The organism is Empedobacter tilapiae (assembly GCF_004785645.1).
GTDB lineage: Bacteria > Bacteroidota > Bacteroidia > Flavobacteriales > Weeksellaceae > Empedobacter > Empedobacter tilapiae.
The window spans coordinates 135918-158268 of the sequence record NZ_SRPE01000007.1 but is presented as its reverse complement, the minus strand read 5'-3'; the positions used below and the strand labels follow the sequence as shown (position 1 = coordinate 158268).

The 22351-nt window shown below is 27.8% G+C and carries 23 protein-coding genes; 16 read left to right on the top strand and 7 right to left on the bottom strand.

Annotated elements, in window-relative coordinates; translation table 11 throughout:
• The first annotated feature begins 14 nt into the window (after positions 1-14).
• Entirely contained in the window at positions 15-1418 is a 1404-nt protein-coding gene (gene creD / locus E4J94_RS11295; RefSeq protein ID WP_135835912.1) for a cell envelope integrity protein CreD, read from the top strand.
• Positions 1400-1999, top strand: a complete 600-nt coding sequence (locus E4J94_RS11290) for a hypothetical protein (protein WP_135835911.1) — start codon at positions 1400-1402, stop codon at positions 1997-1999. Before creD ends, E4J94_RS11290 begins: the two co-directional genes overlap by 19 nt.
• On the opposite strand, the gene E4J94_RS17615 is transcribed toward E4J94_RS11290, so the two are convergent.
• Positions 1996-2160, bottom strand: coding sequence for a hypothetical protein (locus E4J94_RS17615; protein ID WP_168801861.1), 165 nt, complete (start codon positions 2158-2160; stop codon positions 1996-1998). The two genes, E4J94_RS11290 and E4J94_RS17615, sit on opposite strands and share 4 nt — an antisense overlap.
• A 168-nt stretch (positions 2161-2328) precedes the next feature.
• Here E4J94_RS17615 and brnQ point away from each other — a divergent pair, with 168 nt between their 5' ends.
• Positions 2329-3618, top strand: a complete 1290-nt coding sequence (gene brnQ / locus E4J94_RS11285; protein WP_135835910.1) for a branched-chain amino acid transport system II carrier protein — start codon at positions 2329-2331, stop codon at positions 3616-3618.
• A 272-nt stretch (positions 3619-3890) separates the two neighbouring features.
• Positions 3891-4229: a cysteine-rich CWC family protein gene (locus tag E4J94_RS11280; protein WP_135835909.1), complete on the top strand. Its 339-nt coding sequence runs from the start codon at positions 3891-3893 to the stop codon at positions 4227-4229.
• Between the two features lie 290 nt (positions 4230-4519).
• Here E4J94_RS11280 and E4J94_RS11275 read toward each other — a convergent pair whose 3' ends face one another.
• On the bottom strand, positions 4520-5290 hold the full coding sequence (locus tag E4J94_RS11275) for a hypothetical protein (RefSeq protein WP_135835908.1): 771 nt from the start codon (positions 5288-5290) through the stop codon (positions 4520-4522).
• A 158-nt stretch (positions 5291-5448) separates the two neighbouring features.
• Between E4J94_RS11275 and E4J94_RS11270 the strand changes: the two genes are divergently transcribed.
• Positions 5449-6573, top strand: coding sequence for a redoxin family protein (locus E4J94_RS11270; protein WP_135835907.1), 1125 nt, complete (start codon positions 5449-5451; stop codon positions 6571-6573).
• Between the two features lies 1 nt (position 6574).
• On the opposite strand, the gene ybaK is transcribed toward E4J94_RS11270, so the two are convergent.
• Positions 6575-7066 (bottom strand): Cys-tRNA(Pro) deacylase, encoded by a 492-nt coding sequence (gene ybaK, locus E4J94_RS11265; RefSeq protein ID WP_135835906.1) that lies wholly within the window; start codon positions 7064-7066, stop codon positions 6575-6577.
• Between the two features lie 75 nt (positions 7067-7141).
• Here ybaK and E4J94_RS11260 point away from each other — a divergent pair, with 75 nt between their 5' ends.
• Positions 7142-7600, top strand: coding sequence for a YciI family protein (locus tag E4J94_RS11260; protein ID WP_135835905.1), 459 nt, complete (start codon positions 7142-7144; stop codon positions 7598-7600).
• A 202-nt stretch (positions 7601-7802) separates the two neighbouring features.
• Positions 7803-9005 carry a tyrosine--tRNA ligase gene (tyrS, locus tag E4J94_RS11255; RefSeq protein WP_135835904.1) on the top strand — a complete coding sequence of 401 codons (1203 nt, stop codon included), beginning with the start codon at positions 7803-7805 and terminating at the stop codon, positions 9003-9005.
• Between the two features lie 43 nt (positions 9006-9048).
• On the opposite strand, the gene E4J94_RS11250 is transcribed toward tyrS, so the two are convergent.
• From E4J94_RS11250 to E4J94_RS11240, 3 genes are all read right to left on the bottom strand, one after another.
• Positions 9049-9942, bottom strand: a complete 894-nt coding sequence (locus E4J94_RS11250; protein WP_135835903.1) for a polysaccharide deacetylase family protein — start codon at positions 9940-9942, stop codon at positions 9049-9051.
• Positions 9943-10022: 80 nt separating this feature from the next.
• Positions 10023-10838 carry an HAD family hydrolase gene (locus tag E4J94_RS11245; RefSeq protein WP_135835902.1) on the bottom strand — a complete coding sequence of 272 codons (816 nt, stop codon included), beginning with the start codon at positions 10836-10838 and terminating at the stop codon, positions 10023-10025.
• Positions 10839-10887: 49 nt separating this feature from the next.
• Positions 10888-11694 (bottom strand): TerC family protein, encoded by an 807-nt coding sequence (locus tag E4J94_RS11240; protein WP_135835901.1) that lies wholly within the window; start codon positions 11692-11694, stop codon positions 10888-10890.
• Positions 11695-11868: 174 nt separating this feature from the next.
• On the opposite strand from E4J94_RS11240, the gene E4J94_RS11235 reads away from it, so the two are divergent.
• The 7 genes from E4J94_RS11235 to E4J94_RS11205 all read left to right on the top strand — a co-directional run bounded on the left by E4J94_RS11235 (position 11869) and on the right by E4J94_RS11205 (position 20096).
• Positions 11869-12744: a DMT family transporter gene (locus E4J94_RS11235; protein ID WP_135835900.1), complete on the top strand. Its 876-nt coding sequence runs from the start codon at positions 11869-11871 to the stop codon at positions 12742-12744.
• Positions 12745-12828: 84 nt separating this feature from the next.
• A complete protein-coding gene (locus tag E4J94_RS11230) occupies positions 12829-13842 on the top strand; it encodes a beta-ketoacyl-ACP synthase III (protein WP_135835899.1) in 1014 nt (337 codons plus the stop codon).
• 113 nt (positions 13843-13955) lie between these two features.
• Positions 13956-15101, top strand: a complete 1146-nt coding sequence (locus E4J94_RS11225) for a DUF4062 domain-containing protein (protein WP_135835898.1) — start codon at positions 13956-13958, stop codon at positions 15099-15101.
• A 256-nt stretch (positions 15102-15357) separates the two neighbouring features.
• The gene (lpdA, locus tag E4J94_RS11220; protein WP_135835897.1) at positions 15358-16758 is read left to right on the top strand and encodes a dihydrolipoyl dehydrogenase; all 1401 of its coding nucleotides are present in this window, start codon (positions 15358-15360) and stop codon (positions 16756-16758) included.
• An 80-nt stretch (positions 16759-16838) separates the two neighbouring features.
• Positions 16839-17759 carry a tetratricopeptide repeat protein gene (locus E4J94_RS11215; protein WP_135835896.1) on the top strand — a complete coding sequence of 307 codons (921 nt, stop codon included), beginning with the start codon at positions 16839-16841 and terminating at the stop codon, positions 17757-17759.
• Between the two features lie 52 nt (positions 17760-17811).
• On the top strand, positions 17812-18750 hold the full coding sequence (locus tag E4J94_RS11210) for a glycosyltransferase family 2 protein (RefSeq protein ID WP_135835895.1): 939 nt from the start codon (positions 17812-17814) through the stop codon (positions 18748-18750).
• Positions 18747-20096 (top strand): DUF6056 family protein, encoded by a 1350-nt coding sequence (locus E4J94_RS11205; protein WP_135835894.1) that lies wholly within the window; start codon positions 18747-18749, stop codon positions 20094-20096. The genes E4J94_RS11210 and E4J94_RS11205 overlap by 4 nt, the downstream gene beginning before the upstream one ends.
• On the opposite strand, the gene E4J94_RS11200 is transcribed toward E4J94_RS11205, so the two are convergent.
• Positions 20093-20836, bottom strand: a complete 744-nt coding sequence (locus E4J94_RS11200; protein ID WP_135835893.1) for a Rossmann-fold NAD(P)-binding domain-containing protein — start codon at positions 20834-20836, stop codon at positions 20093-20095. The genes E4J94_RS11205 and E4J94_RS11200 overlap by 4 nt on opposite strands.
• 71 nt (positions 20837-20907) lie before the next feature.
• Here E4J94_RS11200 and E4J94_RS11195 point away from each other — a divergent pair, with 71 nt between their 5' ends.
• Both E4J94_RS11195 and E4J94_RS11190 read left to right on the top strand, forming a co-directional pair.
• Entirely contained in the window at positions 20908-21606 is a 699-nt protein-coding gene (locus tag E4J94_RS11195) for a pseudouridine synthase (RefSeq protein ID WP_135835892.1), read from the top strand.
• Between the two features lie 117 nt (positions 21607-21723).
• Complete coding sequence (locus E4J94_RS11190) at positions 21724-22317, top strand: hypothetical protein (RefSeq protein ID WP_135835891.1); 594 nt, start codon at positions 21724-21726, stop codon at positions 22315-22317.
• Positions 22318-22351 lie beyond the last annotated feature (34 nt).

The following is a 22351-nucleotide window of genomic DNA, read 5'->3' as shown; positions in this document are numbered from 1 at the left end:
TAAAATTCAAAATTATGGAAAACAATGATTTAGAGAATGAATATCAAACTGAAAATCAATCAGTTTATTCACAAAACAAAACAATGATAAAAGGATTTTTGGTATGCCTTTTAGTTTTAGGACTATTAATTCCGATTCCGTTCATATTAAATTTAATTGAAGAACGACAAGGAAATAAGGATAAAGTAATTACAGAAATTTCAGATAAATGGAGTGGAAAACAGACAATTTATGGTCCTTTTATCGAAGTTACTTACATGGAAAATGTAAATGATGGGCAAGGAAAAGTTATGAAACAACAAGTGAAAAAATATATTTCGGCAAATGATTTATATATCAATGGAACGATTGATACGCAGCTAAAAAGTCGTAGTATTTATGAAGCTGTAGTTTATAATTCGAAGCTAAATATCAATTCGAAATTTAAAAATTATTCGGATATGCTTGCAGAAATGGAAGTAAGTGCAGAAAATGTAGTTTCTACTAAAATTGTTTTCGGAATCTCAGATTCAAAAGGATATGAGAACAAAGTGATTGTACAATCTAACAATAAAAATTATCCGTTGAATTTAGATAATTCGACTTCTACAATTGATATTCAACCAGAAGTTAGAACAGAAAATGAAGAATATTCGGAACAAGTGAGTGCCACTAAAAAAGTGATGCCTGTGCAAATGATGTCTCAAAAAATTGATCCTTCTACATTCGATTTTAATCAAGTTTCGATTAATTTGGTGATGAAAGGTTCGCAAATGTTGAATATCATTCCATCGGCGATTAATACAAAAGTTGATTTGACTACAAATTGGAAAGATTTGAAATATGATGGAAATTTTTTACCTAATTCTGATCCCGAAACCAAGAAAGGAAAAACCAATGTAAAATGGTCTATTTATCAACAAAACCCTTTGCAAGGACAGATTTGGCAAGACGCTTCTAACTTTTCAGATTATAGTTTTGGCATTAATTTCTTGCAAATGAACGATCATTATGACAAAACATATCGTTCGACAAAATATGCGATTTTGTTTATTGGATTAACATTTGTGGCGTTTTTCTTTATCGAAAGTCGAAATAATTTCAATATTCATTTGGTGCAATATGCGTTAGTTGGATTTGCAATCTGTGTTAATTTTGTATTATTGTTATCGTTATCAGAATATTTAGGATTTGACATCGCTTACTTTTTATCATCAGGTGCAACCATCTTATTGATTACATTTTTCGTCAATTCTTTTCTAAAATCGTTTGGCTTAACATTCAAAATTACATTAATGTTAATCTTATTATATGCGTTTATCTACAGTGTTTTACAACTCAAAGAACACGCGTTGTTAGTGGGAAGTATAGGATTATTTATTATTGTTGCAATCTTAATGTACTATTCAAAAAATATCGAATGGAACAAAACAAAATAACATTTGCACACTTATTTTTGGGGATTTTTGTCATCGGTCTTGTACTGATGGCAATTTCCTTTACAGATATTGTGGTTAAAAATAATGATACAATTTTCAGCTTTTCTATTTTTATTATAGAGTTTGTGATTTGCCTATTTGGAATGTCATTTTACTTGAAAATTGATAAGATTTCGGAGTTGTTTTTAGGAAAAGTTTTCTCTAATTCTGGACAAGTATTTGTTTGGACCAATGTGACATGGCTTTGTATTTCAGTAGCTTTTGTTTTGGATAAAACAATCATTCGTGGATTTCATGATTTAAGTTTTTATATGCCGTTTTTAGGTTATTTATTGTTTCTTTTAATTGTTGTCAATTTTTTAGCTGCGATATTCTATACTAATTTTGATAATGAAGAAGCAATAGCTTTTAGTTATCTTAATTATTTTTCAATTTTTTTAGCGGTTGTTTTAATACTATTTTTTAGTTTTATTATAATACTTTTCGCTGTTTTTGGATATCCTACAATATCAATTTGCTTTACTATGTTTAATATTTATCTCATAAATATTATAGCAAAAATTTTAAAATCAAAAGATTAATAATTTATATTATGAATGTTTGCTTCGGAATTATGAGGATAAGCATTTTTATAATAGACAATATTTTCAACCAATTGGTAAAGGTTATGCACCAACGAATTGTAATATTTCAATTGATAAAAATTCAAATGAATTAAGATTTGATGATATAGATAATTCATAATATATTAAAGTTTAAATTTTAATAAATATAAAAATAATTATTAAAATCTGTCGAATTTATAAAATAGCAATGTAATTATCGAATAATTCTACTAAGTTTAAGGCTTCAAAACGCAATTATAGTAATTTGCGAATCGTTTTTTTGAGTAAAAAGAATTATTAAATATATGAAAAGTAAAAAGTTAACCAATATACTAACACTTGGATTCGCGTTATTTGCGATGTTTTTTGGAGCAGGAAACCTTCTTTTACCTCCATTAATTGGAGTAGAAGTTGGTTCTAATTATTTTGTAGCAATGTTAGCATTTGGTTTAACTGGAATTTTATTACCATTTACAGGAATTCTATCTGTTGTATTTTCTGGAGATAATTTTAATGATTTAGGAAATCGTGTAAATAAATATTTAGCAGCAATTTTAGGAACAATTATTATGATTTGTATTGGACCTTTAATTGCAATTCCAAGAACTGCCGCAACAACTTTTGAAGTAGGACTTAAACCATTTTTTCCTGAAATGAATCCTTTTTGGGGATCTTTATTGTTTTTTGCTATAACACTTATTTTAGCAATTCGTCCATCAAAAGTAGTCGATGTTATTGGAAATTATTTAACTCCTGTTTTATTAATTTTATTAACATTATTAATTACTGTGGGAATAATTAATCCTACTGCTGATTTTATACCTTCAAAGTTAACAATGATTGAATCTTTTTCTAAAGGTTTTGTAGAAGGTTACCAAACATTAGATGTATTAGCTTCTGTCATATTTGCTGGAATTATTATAACAGCTGCACAAAGCAAAGGTTATACTGATCCAAAAAGTAAATCTCAAATTGTTACTATTGCAGGACTACTTTCTACAACTTGTCTTTTATTTGTTTATGGTGGATTAATTTATTTAGGAGCAACTTCTGGAATTACAAATCCTGACATTTCTCGTGCAGAATTATTAATAGAGATTTCTCGTAATACATTAGGTCATTATGGATTAATAGCAATTGCTTTATGTATGGCATTTGCGTGTCTTACAACTTCAATCGCCTTAACTTCTGCTGTAGGAACATTTTTTAGTCGCTTAACAAATGAAAAATTAAGTTATACAATATTAGTTATTTTATGTACTGCTATTTCGTTCGGATTATCAATAAAAGGAGTAGATGAAATTATCAATTTTGCTTATCCGCCTTTAGCATTTGTATATCCAATTACAATTACATTAGTTATTTATATTGTGTTATTTGGTAAAGTTGTAAAGAGTAAAACTCCGTATATTTTTGCGTTGATTGCTTCAACAATTATAGCAATCTTAGGCTTATTAAAATTATTAGGAAAGTTAGATCAACTAACAATTGAAAACTTAAATAAAATTCCATTTTTTGAGTATGATTTAGGTTGGATTGCTCCATCAATTATAGGTTTTGTAATCGGATTATTGATTGATAGATTAAGAAAATAAAAAATCCTCTGAAAATTTTTTCAGAGGATTTTAACCAATCAAAACTACTATAAAAAACACTAAAAGAATAATTATAATGTCTATTCTTTATTCTTTTACAAATTTCGTAAAGTTTTGAAAATAAATATATTATTTTTAAAAGGTTTATTTTATGTCTTAATAAAATTAATTTATATATATTTATTTATGATGGTTGTAAGAAAAATAATTTTAAGTTTTAATAAAAGTTTAAGATTTTTCGTATTTTAAAAAATCAAAAAATATCTAATAAAATGATTGAAAATTGTTCGCGTTGTAACGAAACAATGGAGTGTAAAGTAGATGATATAGAAAATTGTGCTTGTTCTACTATTATTATTAAAGACAAAATAAAAGAATTTTTGAAGAAAACACATTACAAATGTTTGTGTAATTCTTGTATAGAAAAGTTAAATTATTTTGTTGAATTAGATAACGAATATCCGCATCCAACAATGCCTTCAGAGTTCATTCCTCATATTCATTATTATATAGAAAATGGATATTGGGTTTTTACAGAATTCTTTCATTATCAGAAAGGGAAATGCTGTCAAAATGGTTGTAGACATTGCGCTTATGGTTTTAAGAAATAAAAAATGGTTCAATCTTCATTGAACCATTAACCAACCTAAAAATACTATAAAAAAACTCTATTTTTATTAAGGATGTTCTTTTCATCTTCAAACATCATTATCCTTAACAACTATGAATAAATTATTTATAATACAAAGGTAAAACAACTTCTTAATTTGATAAATATTTTATTATTTATTTTTTTATACTAAAATAGATTAGATTTATTTTATTAATAATAAAAAGTTAAAACTACCTATTTATGAGTATTTTGAATAATTTCAATAATGTATTTTCGTATGTTGTGTTTTTAAGAAAAATATTGCATTATTTTTTTAGAAAAGTCATTAGCAGGTGTATCCTCTCCAATTTCTTGTAAAGTTGTAACATAATTTTCTAAGAAGCTTTTGATTTCTTGTTGATTAGAATCTTCAAAATTAGCTAAGTAATCTTCAAAATTTATATTCTTTAAAACATTATCGAAATATACTTTTGCTTCTTTGTATTTTTTTACCTTAACTAATAGTGGAGCAATATTATGACTAATATAAAAAGTATTCACAGCAGCTTGTTCAGCATTTTCTTCTAATTTAAAATAGTCAGAATTCAAATAATTAACATATGCTTCAACTGCTTTTTCTTCTTCATTTAAAACTTCATAACAACGAGCTTTGAAAAACTTAATTTCATAAAATTGATGTTCATCTATTTTATTAAAAAAAGTTATACTTTCTTTAGGATTCGTATAAAATTTTCTATAACCTATAATAAAGTCTTCGACAAAATCAACATCAGTTTGTTCAATTGCAAAATTTAATAAATTTTGAGATTGTTCTTCTGTTAATTGCCCAATAAAAGCTTCCCAATAATTAACTAAAGTATTGAAATCATATGCCAAATCTTCCACAAAAATTTGTGCAGCAATTCGTAAGAATTTATCATTTAACTCATCAATTATTTCATGATCTTCATCAGAAAAATCAGTTGAATTATATAATAGATTTTCTATAATTTCTGAAGCTTTATCTTCAGAATAATCAGTATTTAGTTGTTTTAAAGCATTGGTAACATTGAATTCCATTTCGATATAATACTTAAAGTTAAAATAAATACAAATATAGCTGATTTAGAGAAAATGATCTCTGATAATTAAATCTTATTGATTATCATTTTTTCTAAATAAAGAAAAAGGTTAACTTGTGCTTGTTTATTGCATGATCTTTTAACAATTAAAATTATATGTCAAGATTTTTTGTATTTATTTTTTCCTTTTTTAGTTTCTCTTTTTTGAATGCTCAGAATCTGAATATTGGAGCTCAATTTCCGATGAATAAAATTGAAAATTTAGAGCAATCTTCAAATTTGAAAATTATTGTATTCACACCAAGTTTATACAAAACGAATACATATGCAAGTATGATGACAACATCGCTGAATTATTATTTTGTGAAAAATCTGGCATTTACATCTCAGAATTTACCAAAGATTGATGTGATTTATATTGTAAATGAAGACGATAAATGGAGTAAAGAGCCAAATAAAATCTTTACTTTTAATGAATCTTCCAATCAAAATAAGTTAGATGGTACTAAAGTTATTTATGATGAAAGTGGAAAAATATATAATGCAATTGGTTTGAAACCTTTTAAACAAAATTCAGTTTCTACTATAATTCCAACTAATAATTTTAGCAACAATGTTTTGGTTGAAAGTTCGGTTCTTTTTTTAGTTGATCAGAATAATAAAATTTTAATGAGAGACAATGATTATCGTGCACAAGGCGAGCATTTGAAACCTTTAGAAAAATTAGTTAAAAGAGTATTGAAAATAGACGAGATTAAAATAAATTTCACAAAAAATAATACGCTGAAAGTAGGAGATAAAGCACCAGATTTTATCTTGAATGGACCAAATTATAAGACTAATTCAACAGAGAAGTTTTTGGATGATAAATCGACTTTCAAAGTATTGACGTTTTATCCTGCAGCTTTTAGTGGACAAATTTTACCAGATTTTACTTCGATTGATACAAAAGCTGCAATGACTTGTGCTGCTCAAATTCAATTAATAGATCATAATCCTTTATTGAAAGATGTAAAAAGTTATGCAATTTCAAGTTCTACAAATCCATTATTAGAGGTATGGAAATCTGCTCTGAGAACAAATAATATTATGTATTTAAATGACGAAAATTATACTATCTCATTAATGTATAATTCTTACAATCGTTTAGGTTACAACAATAGAGCAACTTATGTGATTGATAAAAATGGAATTATTGTATATGCAAATCCAGATTTAACGTTTGAAGATGAAGCAAAATTTCCTGTTATTTTAGAAAAAATCATTCTGAATAGTAAATAAATTATAAATCAAATTGTGTGATATCTTCAAATTTAGCATTAATTAAAATTCCTAAATCTTCTGCATTTAAAATAATTTGTAAACCTCTTTTTCCTGCACTGATACAAATTTGATCTTGTAAAATAGCAAGTTCTTCAATATATGTAGGAAACTGTTTTTTCATACCAATTGGTGAACAGCCACCACGAATATAACCTGTAACATTCAATAAATCTTTTAAAGGAAGCATTTCGCAGTTTTTATTACCAGAAATTTTTGCAAATTTTTTCATATCAAGATGTGTGTTTGCAGGGATTACAGCGATAATTATCGGTTCTACATTTCCTTTTAAGACTAAAGTTTTAAAAATTCCTTCAGGATTTACACCTAAAGAATCTGCAACATGTAGCGCATCAATATGTTCTTCATCTACTTCGTATTCGCGTAATTCGTAGGGAATTTTATGCGAATCTAAAATTCGGACTGCATTTGTTTTCGCAGTTTTATTGCTCATTTTATAAGTTTATAAAAATTTATTCAAAGTTATAACGAAATTTTTTTTTTAGACTATTTTTATAAAAAATTACTTATGAAGAAGTATACTCTCTTATTTTTCACATTTATATCTATTATTTCATATGCTCAAAAATCAAATCCAAATTATGATGAAGATTTAGCAAAAGAGTTGAAAGCGGATAAATATGGAATGAAATCATATTTTTTTGTTATTCTAAAAACTGGATCAAATCAATCGACTGATAGTAGCTTGATTGCAGAAAAATTCAAAGGTCATATGGCAAATATCGACCGTTTAGTAGAAGAGAAGAAGTTAGTAGTTGCTGGCCCTATGGGAAAAAATGAGAAAAAATATCGTGGAATTTTTATTTTCCAAGATATTGAAACGAAAGAAGAATTGGAAAAAATTTTACAAACTGATCCTGCTGTAGAAGCAAAATTATTAGATTTCGAGATTTATAATTGGTATGGATCAGCTGCTCTTCCTTTATATTTAGAGACTTCAGATAAAATTTGGAAAGAAAATCCTTAAAGTAAAAAATAATGCTACCTTTGCATTACAAATGAAGTTTTTGCAACACATATTACGTTTACCGTTTTTTAGCACTTATTATCGTACAATATTTGCTCGGGTAGACTATGTGTATACTTCGTATTAGTTTTGTACGTCAAAAATTTAATCATAATCTACAAGCCCGAGCAGTTTTGCTCGGGCTTTTTTATTTTCAAAAAATATGAAAGATCTAAAAAGTTTAAAAGAAAATGTAGCTATTTTTTTACCAGAGAATGGATTGGAAGAAAAATTAAAATTAACAAAAAAAGAAAATAGACCATTACGAATCAAATTAGGTTTTGATCCTACTGCACCAGATTTGCATCTTGGTCACGCCGTTGTGTTGAAGAAATTGAAAGAATTTCAAGATTTGGGGCATCAAATAGTTATTTTAGTAGGTAGTTTTACAGCGCAAATTGGAGATCCTACAGGAAAAAATAAAAGTCGCCAACCGCTGAATGCAGATCAAGTACAGAAAAATGCAGAAACATATATTAATCAATTATCAAAAATTATTGATATAGAAAAAGCGGAAATTGTGTTTAATTCTGATTGGTTAGATAAGTTGGCTTTTTCGGAGGTTATTCAGTTACTGTCAAAAGTTACAGTTGCACAATTAATGCATCGAAATGATTTTAATAAGCGTTTTACAGAAAATACTCCAATTGCAATGCATGAGTTGGTTTACCCAATATTACAAGCATACGATTCGGTTAAAATAAATGCAGACATTGAAATGGGAGGAACAGATCAATTATTTAATTGTACAATGGGACGACAATTGCAAGAAACCAATGGTGAAACTGCTCAGATTGTACTGTGTATGCCACTTTTGAGAGGAACTGATGGAAAAGAGAAGATGAGCAAATCGTTGAATAATATTATTGGATTGACAGATGAACCTAATGAAATGTTTGGAAAAACAATGTCAATTCCAGATGATTTATTAGAAGAATATATTGCTTTAGCAACTGATTTTTCAATAGAAGAAAAGTCAAGTTTAAATGATCGATTGAAAATGGATAATCCAATGTTAATTAAAAAGTTAGTTGCTAAAAATATTATTACTCAATATCATTCTGAAATAGAAGCAGAATATGCGGAAGAATTTTTTAACAATCAATTTCAGAAAAGAAATGATGAAAATAGAGTTTTCGAAACGGTTAAGATTGATTCATTAAACATTGATAATGATAATATTACATTGTTAGATATTTGTCATCAATTAAAAAAAGATATATCAAAAACTGCAGTTCGTCGTTTAATAGAGAGTGGAGCTGTACAGATTAATGGGGAGAAGAATATAGATCCTTTAAGTGATTTTATTTTAGATAGTGGTATCAAAGTAAAAATTGGTAAACGAGATTTCTTTGAGTTGAATTAATTTAAAAAATAAAAAAAAGCCTCTTTTTTAGAGGCTTTTATATTTAACTAATTCTAATTGGATAACTAGAAATACCTTCTATAACAATTTTTGGATTCTTTTTCAGTAAGATAATCAACTGTCTTAGTTTTTCAGCATTTACATCAGAATTAAACATATCATCATGCATCAAAATTACCAAATGATTTTTTTCAAAAGTTCTATTTTGATCCAAGTGACGAACAATTCCATCGTAGATATTTTCAGGTGCTGTTAATCCATTTTTATTTCTATTCCATTCATAATCCCAACCATAAATATAGTATTGATTTTTTGCTATTAAATCTGCTGCAGGAATAGCATTCTTTACAGGATCATCTTTTTTACGTTTATTTAAACGCCAAGTATTACGTGCAGGTAAGCGAACCCATCGAGAATGTATATCCAAAACAACTTCATTCTTGCGAATATCTTCATAGACATTTTCTGGTAAACTATAAAATGCTTTGTATTTATTGCGAGCATGAGAAAATGTATGGTTCGCAATTTCTACGTTAGGATTAGATTTATAATCTTCTACATTTTGTTTCAAATCTTTTGTAAAAGCATTAAATCCAACTAAAAAAACAGTTCCTTTTACGTTTTCTTCCGTTAAAATTTTATTGATGTTTTTACTCCCTTTATATGGACCATCATCAAAAGTTAGATATACATATTGTTTTGTAGAATCAATAGGATTTTGTTTCTCAACTTTTGTAATAGTATCTTGTTCTTGTTCCAATTTTGTAGAGTCTATTTTTACTGTATAAATAGTATCAATATCATCTTGCAGAATTTCTTTAGGTTCTGTTATTTTACTTAGGTTTTGAATTGGTTTATTTTCATTTTTACAAGAAAAAACGAAAAATAAAGAACCAAAAACAAATATATTTTTTAGGTGTTTGTTGATTATGAACATTGGGTATTTAGGTTTTTTTGCGAAATTAGTAATTTTTATTTTATTTATCTGTTAATTTAATTGTCTTATTTGTAAGATTATTAAGTGTTTACAACCTCTAATTGTTGTAAATATTGTTTAATAATTTGAATTACACCATCTTCGTTATTTGATGGAGCTATAAAATTGGCTGTTTTTATTATATCTGGGTGCGCATTTTTCATTGCAAAACTATATTTAGCCAAATTTAGCATCTCTAAATCATTCATAAAATCCCCAAAAACAATGATTTCTTCAGGTGAAATATTTAACTTATTTATCAATGCTTGTAATGCAACACCTTTGTTTGTGTTTTTATTCATTACATCCAACCAGACTTCTCCAGAAACAACAACTTTTAATCCATTTTTTTCAAAATCAACTAATTTTGGATAGACATTTTTTTCTGTTCCTTTAGTATGATTAATAGCAATCTTAATAAATTGCTCATTCTCTATTTTTGTTAAATCCTCAACCCAAACGTTCTTATTATAATAATTTTTAAAATACTCTAAAAACGTTTCGTCTCTAGATTCTACATAGGCTGTGTTTTTAGTTGCTAAAACTATATTAGCACCCTCTATTTTTCTAACTTCTCGGATTATTTCCTTTACAATAAACCAATTTAAGTTATCTACAAAAACTTCTTTTCCTTTATAGGTAACATAAGTACCATTTTCAGCTATAACAGCTAAATCATCTTTTATATCTTCAAAATAATTAACAATACTATAATATTGACGACCACTTGCAGGTACAAATATGATATTGTTTTCTTTTAATTTTTTGTAGATTTTATTAAATTCAGGACTTAAAGAGTTGTCAGAACGCAACAATGTTCCGTCCATATCTGTAACGATTAATTTTATATTTTGCATGGATTTTTTTGAATAAAAAAAGGTCTCAAATTAGAGACCTTAAAATTAGTTATAAATTTTTGTTTTGTTGTTCTGCGTCTCCAACCATATTTCGAATTACTCCAGGATTTGAATGTTTCTTTTTCATTTTTAAGTTTAAAAATTCAACTAAAACAGAGAATCCCATAGCAAAATAAATATAACCTTTAGAGATATGTTGGTCGAAACCTTCAGCTAATAACGAGACACCAATTAGTAATAAGAATGATAAAGCTAACATTTTAACTGTCGGATGATCATTAACAAATTTAGAAACGGCACTTGCAGAAAGCATCATAACCGCAACAGCAATAATTACTGCAGCAATCATTACTTCAATATGTTCTGCCATTCCAACTGCTGTAATAACAGAGTCTAAAGAGAAAACAATATCTAAAATTAAGATTTGAATGATAGTTCCAGCAAAAGAATGTACTTTAATTTTCCCTTCGCTTTCTTCAACACCTTCAATTTTATGATGAATTTCTACTGTAGATTTATAAATTAAGAATAAACCTCCAATTAATAGAATTAAATCTCTACCAGAAATAGCTAGCTTTTCAAGCCAATCTGTAGATGTTATTCCTATCCAATCGCCGATATTGAATAAAGGAGTGGTTAAACTCATTACCCAACTTAAAGAGAATAGTAAAAGAACACGTGTAAACATAGCTAAAAATAAACCAAGTTGTTGCGCTTTCTTTTGTTGATGTGCAGGTAATTTACCTGATAAAATAGAGATAAAAACAATATTATCAATCCCTAAAACGATTTCTAACATTGTTAATGTAAATAATGCTATTAATGCATCTGCTTGTAAAAAAATACTAAAATCCATCGATAAATTTTGAAGTTCGAAAATACAACGAAGTAGTATATTTAAACTTAATGAAATAATTATTTAATATTAATTTAATATTGATCTATTCTAACTTTTATTTTTTAGGAATAAATCGTTTGAAACCTTATTTTAATCTAGAATTAAACTCTACTTTTGCGAAAAAGGGTTAGAATGATTTCAAAAGTTCAACTTCGGTTGCAGTTTCTCGTACTTCTTTGGGGATTTACAGGAGTTTTCGGAAAATTAGTCACAATGAGTGCGTTGCCAATGGTTTGGTATCGTGTTCTTATTGGGGCAATTGCTGTTTTTATCTATATGAAATTCAGAAAAATGGATTTCAAAGTGACCAAAAACGAATTATTGAGATTACTTGCTATCGGTGGAATAGTCGGAATACATTGGTTTACATTTTATTTGTCGATTAAACTTTCTAATATCTCAATTGCGTTGAGTACATTATCGATGGGTGCTCTTTTTAGTGCGATTTTAGAACCTATTTTCTTTAAGCGGAGAATTAATCTACTCGAAATTATTCTTGCCATAATCGTTTCTGCTTGTGTAGCTGTTATTTTTAATGCATCGCCAGAAGATTATAAATTAGGAATTATCATCGGTATTCTATGTAGTTTTCTTTCCGCATTGTTTGCAGTTCTTAATTCGAGATTACCAAAATCAATCAAACCAACTAAAGTTACTTTATACGAAATGATTGGTGGTGTGATCACACTTTCTGTGGTGATGATTCTTTTTCAACCAGAAGCTATTTCCGAAGTTGTAAATATAAGTTGGTCAAACTTAGGATGGTTGACTTTGCTTGGTGTAATTTTTACAGCATTTGCACAAATAGAATCAGTTGATTTACTGAAACATGTAAGTGCTTTTACGTTGATGCTGAACGTAAATTTAGAACCAGTTTATGGCATCATTTTGGCAAGCCTTATTTTTGGAGATTCAGAACATATGAATCCTATATTTTACATTGCTACAGGGGTAATGGTACTTTCTATCATTATGAACGGAATATTAAAAACAAGATTTTCTAAATAATTTATTGTCAAAAAGACGCATTTGTTTTAAAGAATGCTTATCATTTAATATCTTTGCTTCAATTGAAAAGTAAACCATAATCACATGATACACTCTATTATTACAGGTGTTGGGCATTATGTTCCCGAAAGAGTTGTTACAAACTTTGATTTAGCTGAGGTGATGGACACCAATGACGAATGGATTCAGGAACGAACAGGGATTGTCGAAAGAAGACATATCGAGCCAGGTTCTAAGATTTCGTCTACAGATTTGGGTGTTATTGCGGCTAAAAATGCGTTAGAAGATGCAGGAATCACGACTCAAGATATCGATTTTATCTTATTTGCTACTTTATCTCCAGATTATTATTTCCCTGGAAACGGTGTGTTGGTACAAAAAGAGTTAGGTTGTCGCACTATTGGCGCAATGGATATTCGTAACCAATGTTCTGGTTTTGTGTATGCATTATCAACGGCTGATGCTTTTATCAAGGCTGGTGTTTACAAAAATATTTTGGTGATTGGAGCAGAAGTTCACTCATTCGGATTAGATATGTCGGATGAAGGTCGTGGTGTTTCAGTAATTTTTGGAGATGGAGCAGGAGCGGTAATTGTTTCGGCATCGGAAGAAGAAGGACGTGGAATTTTATCAACTAATTTACATTCTGAAGGAGAATTTGCTGAAGAATTAGCAGTTACTTTCCCAGGAACAAAAACAGGTTGGTCAGACGAATTATTGAAAGAAGGAAACACTTTAACTAAAAAAGAAATTTATCCATATATGAATGGGAACTATGTTTTCAAACATGCGGTAACTCGTTTTCCTGAATCAATTATCGAAGCTTTATCGGCTGCGAATAAAAAGCCAGAAGATTTAGATTTATTCATTCCACATCAAGCGAACTTACGTATTTCTCAGTTTGTACAAAAACAATTGGGATTACCAGATGAGAAAGTCTACAACAACATTATGCGTTATGGAAATACAACAGCAGCCTCTATTCCGATCGCGTTGAGTGAAGCAAAAAAAGAAGGTAAAATCAAAAAAGGTGACTTAGTAATGATGACTGCTTTTGGAGCTGGATTTACATGGGGTTCTGTTTTGATGAACTGGTAAACATAAGTCAGAAATTAGATTTTCGAATTTAAAATATAGAAAACCCTTCACTGAAAAGTGAAGGGTTTTTGGTTATATTAGTATGTTGTATTATTTTGAAAGAAATAAAAATAATGAAACCTAGAATATTTGTTAGCTCTACTTATTATGATTTAAAACATGTAAGGGAAAGATTAGAACATTTTATTGATAATTATGGATTTGAGTCTGTTTTATTTGAGAGTGATAAAGTCACATATGAATTTGATAAGCCAATAGACATTTCTGCTTATAACGAAGTAAAATTATGTCATGTAATGATTTTAATTGTAGGAGGAAGATATGGTTCTTCTGCTACTAATGGAAGTTTAAAAGATGATATTAAAAAGTATGAGCAGGATTATATTTCAGTAACTAGAAAGGAATTCGAAACTGCATTAGAAAAGAATATTCCTTTATTCATTTTTATAGAAAAAAATGTTTTATCAGAATATAGAACGTTTAAAGAAAATCAAGATTTTTTTGAAAACATGAAAGATTATGAAAATAAAAATGATAAAAAATCAGCCGAATTCAAATTTGCTCATGTTGACTCAGTTAATGTATTTAAGTTTATTGATTTATTAATCACTAAACCAATAAAATCATTTGAGAAAATTGAACAAATTGAAAATTATTTACAAAGTCAATTTGCAGGATTATTTTATTTATATCTTGATGGACTTCAAAAGCAAAAAGAAGTATTAAAAGTTCTTAATAGTGTTGAAGAACTGAACAATGTTACATTACGAATGAATACAATGTTAACAAGTGTAGGAGAAAAAATACTTGGTAAAGATAATCAAGAGTATGAAGAGGTTATAGAAGAACAATTCACAATAATTTCGGATTTTTTTTGTGAACAACTCTATGATTTTCTTATTGCAAAAATAACAGTTAACTCAGATATTGATGTTGGTTTTGAATTAACAGAAAGTCAAATCAATTTGATTACAAATTTCATGTATGAAAATATTTTAATAGAAGAAATAGATTTCCAAAATTTTAAATCTAGAAATGAAAGAGCTTTGTTTATTAAAAAATTTAACCTTGAAAAGATATCAATGTTTAATTTATTTCTAGAAAATAATGAAATACCATTTACTTTAGAATATTGTAATTTAGTTACTTTGAATAATATGTTTTATCAAAAAGTAAAACCTTATATTCAAAGTGAAAAATCTATAGAAATATTTAAAGATAATTTAAATAATCAAATAGATTTTTTATTCACAAACTGATTTTTTTAAATAATATATTTTAATTTATAACTTCGAGATACTTATTAGTATATACCTAAAAGGAATTTCTCCAGATTATGAATTGTGTACAGAAGATGAAATCCTAAAATATATTCAATCGGATAAGTTGAAATAGGTTGAAAAGTTTTCAATTTCCTAACAAAATTCATTACAATTTTATAACGAAAATCTACTCAATATTGGTTATATTTGTAGAGTTTAAATTAATTATAATAATAAATCAAAATAAAACTATATGAGTTCTTATGATGTAGCCGTAATTGGTGCTGGACCTGGAGGATATGTTGCAGCTATTCGCGCAGCGCAATTAGGATTTAAAACAGCAATTATTGAGAAAGAAAGTTTAGGAGGTACATGTCTTAATGTAGGATGTATTCCATCAAAAGCTTTATTAGATTCTTCTCACCACTATTACGATGCTGTAAATCACTTTAAAGAGCACGGAATCGAAATCGATGCTCCAAAAGTAAACTTCACTCAAATGATTGCTCGAAAAGCAGGTGTTGTAGATACTAACGTAGCTGGTATCAAATACTTGATGAGTAAAAATAACATTGATGTTTTAGAAGGAACAGGTGCTTTTAAAGACGCAACTCATATCGTTGTAACGGCTAAAGACGGTTCTACTCAAGAAATTGAAGCTAAAAATACAATTATCGCAACAGGATCAGTTTCATCTGAATTACCATTTGCGCCAACAGATAAAACTCGTATCATCACTTCTACAGAAGCTTTAGCTTTAACAGAAGTTCCGAAACACTTAATCGTTATCGGTGGTGGTGTTATCGGATTAGAATTAGGTTCTGTTTACTTACGTTTAGGTTCTCAAGTTACAGTTGTAGAATATGCAGATCGCGTTATTCCAGGAATGGACGGTGCTTTGTCTAAAGAATTGACAAAAGTATTGAAAAAACAAGGAATGAAATTCCATACTTCAACTGGTGTAACTTCTGTTGTAAATAACGGAAACGATGTAACATTAAAAGCAACTTCTAAAAAAGGAGAAGAAATTGAAATTAACGGAGATTACGCTTTAGTAGCTGTTGGTCGTCGTGCTTTCACAGGATCTTTAGGTTTAGAAAACGTAGGAGTAGAGGTAGACGAAAGAGGTCGTATTAAAACAAACGATCACTTACAAACTAATGTTTCTAACATTTACGCGATTGGTGACGTTGTTGCTGGTGCAATGTTAGCGCACAAAGCAGAAGAAGAAGGTGTTTTAGTTGCTGAGCAATTAGCAGGTCAAAGACCTCATATCAACTATAATTTAATTCCTGGTGTTGTTTATACTTGGCCAGAAGTTGCAGGAGTTGGTAAAACTGAAGAGCAATTAAAAGAAGAAGGAGTAGAATACAAAGTAGGTTCTTTCCCTTTCAAAGCTTTAGGACGTGCTCGTGCTTCTATGGATACAGACGGTTTTGCTAAAATCTTAGCAGATAAAAACACAGACGAAATCTTAGGAATGCATATTATTGGTGCTCGTGCTGCTGATCTAATTGCAGAAGGAGTTGTAGCTATGGAATTCCGTGCATCTGCAGAGGATTTAACAAGAATATCTCATGCTCACCCAACATTCTCAGAGGCGATTAAAGAAGCTGCTTTAGCTGCTACAGACAATCGTCCAATTCACGCTTAATCAATAGATTTAAGATAAATTCTAAAAAGCTGTTCGTAAGAGCAGCTTTTTTTGTTATTTTTAAGCATTAATTCCAAAAAATGAAATATTTAAAAAGTCTATTTGTTCTGATTTCTATTACTGCTTCTATATTTTCTTTAGCTTGTTTAAATGGAGAGAGTAAAATACTTTCTATAGGTTCTTATATTTATGAAGATAGAGAAGGTAATATTCCGCATGGACACACGTTTTATACAGAGAATTTAGATAATGATTTAAAGAAAATTGATAGTTTGTTTGCTGTAAAACCTGATGCTGATTTACTTAGTGATAAAGGTTTGATTTTGATTTTGCAAGGAAAATATCAACAAGCGATAGACTTGTATTTAGAAGTCGAGAAAAAATATCCAAACAGATATTCTACTGCTTCTAATATTGGAACTGCTTACGAACTGATTGGTGATAATGAAAATGCTTTAAAATGGATTTCTAAAGCTTTGGTTTTAAATCCAGATTCGCATAATAAATCAGAATGGATTCATCAAAATATTCTAAAAATTAAGTTGAAACAATTACAATTATCAAGTGAAAGTTTGATTAATAGAGATTTTGGAAATGAAGATTTTCCAGTTTCAACATTAAGTAAAGAAGATTTGAATAGTCTAAAAAATCAGCTTTATTTTCAATTGAATGAAAGACGTTCCTTTATTCAGCCAAAAGATGAAATAATGGCTCAATTGTTATTTGATTATGGTAATATTCTTTTATTATTACGAGAGAAGGAAGCAAAAGAAGTTTATGAATTAGCCAAACAATACGGATTTTCAAACGAATTAATTGATAGAAGAATAGAGGAGTCAAAATCAATAAAATCTAATTCATCATCTAATAGTAATGAAGAAAGTTCGTTGAAAAAATTCTTTCAGAAAAATTGGGATACCATTTTAATCTCCGTTTTATCTATCGTGATATTTATTTTAGTTTTTAGAGCAAAATCAAAAAAAGATAAGTATCGTAATTGATTATTATTCAAAAATAAAACTACTTTTGCAATAAAGTTTAAACTAACCAACATTGAAAACGATTAGCCTTATAGTTCCTGTATATAATGAGGAAGCTACTATAGAAGTTTTTCTAAATGAAACATTTGTTTTTTACAATAACAGTATTAATAAAAGTAAATATTTACTCGAGATTGTTTTTATAAATGATGGAAGTAAAGATTCTACTTTGAGTTTATTAATTGAGAATTTTTCCAAATATAACAACATACATATTGTAGATTTTTCTAGAAATTTTGGAAAAGAAAATGCTCTTTTTGCTGGGTTAAGTTATGCGAAAGGAGATATTGTAATCCCAATTGATGTAGATTTACAAGATCCATTAATCGTAATTTCTGAAATGTTGACTAAATACGAAGAAGGATTTGATGTGGTTTTAGCAAAAAGAATAGATAGAAATAGTGATTCATTTTTGAAGAGAATTTCTGCGAATCTTTTTTATGATTTGTACAATAGTTTAGTTGATGTAAAACTAGAATCAAATGTTGGAGACTTTAGATTAATGGATAAACAAGTTGTTGAAGAAATTTTAAAACTTAAAGAGAACCAGCTTTTTATGAAAGGTTTGTTTAATTGGGTTGGCTTCAAAACAACAATTGTAGAGTATACAAGAGAAGAGAGAATTGCAGGAAGTACAAAATTCAATTTTCTAAAATTATTTAAGTTAGCCTTAGATGGTATTACTTCATTCTCAAATTTCCCTTTAAAACTATTCTTATATTTTGGTTTAATAATAGCAGTTTTTTCTATTGTTTTTGGTTTAAAAATAATAATTGAAAAAATCTTCTTCGGTATATCCGAACATGGTTATGCATCTTTAATTACGGCAATTACATTTATTGGAAGCATACAATTAATTGGAATTGGAATTTTAGGTGAATACATAGGAAGAATTTTTCTTGAAGTAAAGCAAAGACCAAAGTTTATTGTTAAAAAATATTATACCAAATGAAAAAAAGTGTACTTATATTAATAATATTAAATTTCTTAATATTATTTCCAATCATATTTCTTTGTTTTTATAATTATCCTTCTGCTGATGATTTTTCATATGGTGTTGCATTAAAAAATAATTCATTTGTAGATATTCAAATTCAAAGATATTTAGATTGGACTTCAAGATATATTGCAACAGGAGTTTTAACAGTCTCTCCTTTAGCTTTTAATTCTATAAATTATTTTGGAATATATAGTTTAGTATTTATTGTACTTTTTTTTGTAGGATTTTTATACTTTTTAAAAAGTATTGAAGTAGATAATCTTAAGAAACGTTTTTTATTATCGACGAGTTTTTTATCTATTTATACATTATTACTATGTTCTCTTTCCGAAAATTATTATTGGTTAGCAGGGAGTATTACCTATTTTTTTCCATCAATATTCTTCATTATATTTTTAGGATCGATTATAAATATTTATAAGAATAATAGATTAATTGATAAAATAATTTTTATACTTTCAATACTAATTCTAGGAGGGTGCAGTGAGATTTACTTAGGGTTTTCTTTTATTACAATTGTTTTAACTGCTATAGTACAATTTATTAATACAAAAAAGATAAATAATTTTGTTTTGTTGGGAAGTTTTTTAACTATAGTCTTAATGGCTTTTGTATTATTTTCTCCGGGAAATCAAGTGCGTAGTCAATTACATCCCCAAGATTTTACATTTATAGATTTACTAGTTTTAAGTATAAAGAAATTTATAGTCATTAATATAAGATATAATATTATGGCTTTTATATTTTTCTTGGTTTTAGCAAGAATAGTAAAGATAGAAAATTACACTTTTCATAAAATACCAATATGGGGATTGCTGATTTTAATGAATGGTTTTTTGTTTGTAGGTATCGTTATATCTATATACGGTGTTAAAGCAAATTTCCCTCCAAGGGTAGAGAATATGTTAATTTTTGTATCATTCTTTTTCTTGTTTTTTATAGCTGTAAAAGTGATGAATAAGTATAATATGAATGCTCAAATGGTTTATACATTAGGTGTAGTTGTAGCTATTATTTATATGTACTTACCGAAGAATGATTTTCAAAAAGATAGTAACATGAAATTGGTTTATGAGGACATATTCCAAGGTAAAGTTTTTTCATATAAAAAACAGGTTATTCAACGTGACTATGATCTTAAAAAATGTAAAGGTGATTGTGTAATAAAACCAATTTATAATCCGCCAAGATCTTTAATGTTTAAAGATGTTTCGTTAGAATCAAATAGTTTTATAAATAAATCTATGGCTATATTCTATCATTTAGAAAGTGTTAAAGTTGTGAAGGAAGATTATTAATTTTCTTTAAAGTATACAGGATTTCGATAAATGAATTCATAATTAAATTCATCTTGTATTTTTTGACTTGAAATTATTTTTCCTTCACGATTTATAGAAGAAATAATTTTATTGTTCAGCTGATATTCTAACACTTCTTCTTTGGTAGGATATTCTGGTGCAACGATATTATAAGTTGATGAATTTTTATTTGTATTAATCATTTTTTCGATCACTTGACAAACATCTTTATAATGTATATGGTTGACTATTTGAGATAGATTCGGATGTTCTAAAGTCAAATATTTAGAAAGAAATCTATCGTCTCCCATTAATCCGCCTAAGCGTAAAACAACTAATTGATTATATTTTTCTTTTAATTGATTTTCAATTGAATAATAATGGTTGTTTAAATGAATAGTTTTAATTGTTTTTTCCGAAATTATTTCATTATTCTCAGGATAAATTGCTGTTGAACTTAACAAAATAAGTTGATTGTTATAATCTCCTAAAAACTTCATTAAATGATTAAATCGGCTATGTAAATCATCCAAATTATTTCTTCTTCCAAATGGAATTGTCACAATAACAAAGTCATAATCCGTTGAGATTTTCTCAGATTTATAATTATCAAAATCGATAGAGAAACAATTTTCAGCATTCGAAATTCGTTTTGTGGTTTCAATCAAAAATTGCTTTTCTAAATACTTTTCTAATCTTGATCCTAACCAACCTTTTCCAATAATCAATCCTTTTTTCATTCAATTTTATTATTCAATAAATATAAGACTGTTCTATTTTCTAACCGAAAATAACTTTCTATTTTTGCCAAATGTTAGAAATTCTTTATCAAGACGAATATATTATTGCCATTAACAAACCGAGTGGTTTATTGGTTCACAAATCCTTTTATGCGCGTGATGCGTCTGTTTTTGCAGTTCAGGAATTACGTAATCAAATCGGTGGGCAGCATGTTTATCCCATTCATCGTTTGGATCGAAAAACGTCAGGAGTTTTACTTTTTGCTCTAGATAAGGAATGTCTAAAAATTATGAATGATCGTTTTGCAACGCGAGAAGTTGAAAAGAAATACTTGGCGATTTTACGTGGTTGGGCGCCCGAAGAAATGACGATTGATTATGATTTGACGAATGATGACGGCGTAAAACAGAATGCAATTACCTATTTTCATCGTTTACAAACCGCTGAAATTGATTTAGAATATAACAATCATCCAACATCACGCTATTGTTTGGTAGAAGCAATTCCAGAAACTGGTCGTATGCATCAGTTACGCAAGCATTTTCGTCATATTTTTCATCCAATTTTAGGAAGTCGTCCGCATGGCTGTAACAAACAAAATAAATTGTGGTTAGAGAATTTTGGTTTGAAAGGAATGATGCTTCATGCTCATCAATTGATATTTAATCATCCTATAACAAATGAACAAATTACATTAAATGCAAAAGTAAATGAAGAATTTAAAAAAGTTGGAGATATTCTTGGTTTAGATTTAAAAAAATATAAATAATCTTAATTAAGATTTCTCAATTTATCGCTTATATTAAATTTTAAAAAAATCAGAACGTTAAATAATTGAAATTGAGAATAATGTTTCATAAATTAGTAAAACCAAATATCCTTGCTTATGAAATATTATTTTTACTCTTTTTTTACTTTACTACTTTTATTTAATTGTACAGAAAATAAATCTGAAACTAAAAAACTTTCTACTGAAGAACTAACAGAAACAATAGAATTTAAGGAAGCTTCCGAAGAAAAGAAAAAAATGTTTTCTGAGATTAAGACATTTCAAAAAGATTTAGAAAGTAAGCAAGCTCATAAGATTCCAGATTATTTGGATTGTCCAAAAAGAGCAGAAGAACTGGATTTAAATACTAAGAATATTATGATTCGTACAGATGTAGAGTCAAATTCATTTCGTTTATCTACGAATTTAGTAGCTGATAATTTTGAATTAATCTACAGCGAATTAGATTTAAATATTATTAATGAAGCTATAAAAACTATTCCTGAAACTGATTTATTGAAGAAAGATAATGTCTCAACAAATATCAAGATTGGAGATTGTGAATATATTACTTCAATTTTAATGAAAAATAAAGAAGTTGAATTTGATATTAAATCTGAAACACCTAAAAACGAATGCAAAAAAGATCAGAAATGGAAATTTATTTCAAATGGAGAAATTTTAGTTTTAGATCATCGTAAAATGTTATAATAAATAAAAAAAGAAGTTCAAATTTGAACTTCTT

Bases quoted from the DNA above. Each gene is read 5' to 3' on its own strand.
- creD (WP_135835912.1), top strand. From the start codon at position 15: ATGGAAAACAATGATTTAGAGAATGAATATCAAACTGAAAATCAATCA.
- tyrS (WP_135835904.1), top strand. From the start codon at position 7,803: ATGAAAGATCTAAAAAGTTTAAAAGAAAATGTAGCTATTTTTTTACCA.
- E4J94_RS11205 (WP_135835894.1), top strand. From the start codon at position 18,747: ATGAAAAAAAGTGTACTTATATTAATAATATTAAATTTCTTAATATTA.
- E4J94_RS11225 (WP_135835898.1), top strand. From the start codon at position 13,956: ATGAAACCTAGAATATTTGTTAGCTCTACTTATTATGATTTAAAACAT.
- E4J94_RS11200 (WP_135835893.1), bottom strand. From the start codon at position 20,836: ATGAAAAAAGGATTGATTATTGGAAAAGGTTGGTTAGGATCAAGATTA.
- E4J94_RS11240 (WP_135835901.1), bottom strand. From the start codon at position 11,694: ATGGATTTTAGTATTTTTTTACAAGCAGATGCATTAATAGCATTATTT.
- E4J94_RS11235 (WP_135835900.1), top strand. From the start codon at position 11,869: ATGATTTCAAAAGTTCAACTTCGGTTGCAGTTTCTCGTACTTCTTTGG.
- E4J94_RS11250 (WP_135835903.1), bottom strand. From the start codon at position 9,942: ATGTTCATAATCAACAAACACCTAAAAAATATATTTGTTTTTGGTTCT.
- E4J94_RS11230 (WP_135835899.1), top strand. From the start codon at position 12,829: ATGATACACTCTATTATTACAGGTGTTGGGCATTATGTTCCCGAAAGA.
- E4J94_RS17615 (WP_168801861.1), bottom strand. From the start codon at position 2,160: ATGAATTATCTATATCATCAAATCTTAATTCATTTGAATTTTTATCAA.
- E4J94_RS11275 (WP_135835908.1), bottom strand. From the start codon at position 5,290: ATGGAATTCAATGTTACCAATGCTTTAAAACAACTAAATACTGATTAT.
- E4J94_RS11215 (WP_135835896.1), top strand. From the start codon at position 16,839: ATGAAATATTTAAAAAGTCTATTTGTTCTGATTTCTATTACTGCTTCT.
- E4J94_RS11260 (WP_135835905.1), top strand. From the start codon at position 7,142: ATGAAGAAGTATACTCTCTTATTTTTCACATTTATATCTATTATTTCA.
- E4J94_RS11290 (WP_135835911.1), top strand. From the start codon at position 1,400: ATGGAACAAAACAAAATAACATTTGCACACTTATTTTTGGGGATTTTT.
- ybaK (WP_135835906.1), bottom strand. From the start codon at position 7,066: ATGAGCAATAAAACTGCGAAAACAAATGCAGTCCGAATTTTAGATTCG.
- E4J94_RS11195 (WP_135835892.1), top strand. From the start codon at position 20,908: ATGTTAGAAATTCTTTATCAAGACGAATATATTATTGCCATTAACAAA.
- E4J94_RS11280 (WP_135835909.1), top strand. From the start codon at position 3,891: ATGATTGAAAATTGTTCGCGTTGTAACGAAACAATGGAGTGTAAAGTA.
- E4J94_RS11190 (WP_135835891.1), top strand. From the start codon at position 21,724: ATGAAATATTATTTTTACTCTTTTTTTACTTTACTACTTTTATTTAAT.
- brnQ (WP_135835910.1), top strand. From the start codon at position 2,329: ATGAAAAGTAAAAAGTTAACCAATATACTAACACTTGGATTCGCGTTA.
- lpdA (WP_135835897.1), top strand. From the start codon at position 15,358: ATGAGTTCTTATGATGTAGCCGTAATTGGTGCTGGACCTGGAGGATAT.
- E4J94_RS11270 (WP_135835907.1), top strand. From the start codon at position 5,449: ATGTCAAGATTTTTTGTATTTATTTTTTCCTTTTTTAGTTTCTCTTTT.
- E4J94_RS11245 (WP_135835902.1), bottom strand. From the start codon at position 10,838: ATGCAAAATATAAAATTAATCGTTACAGATATGGACGGAACATTGTTG.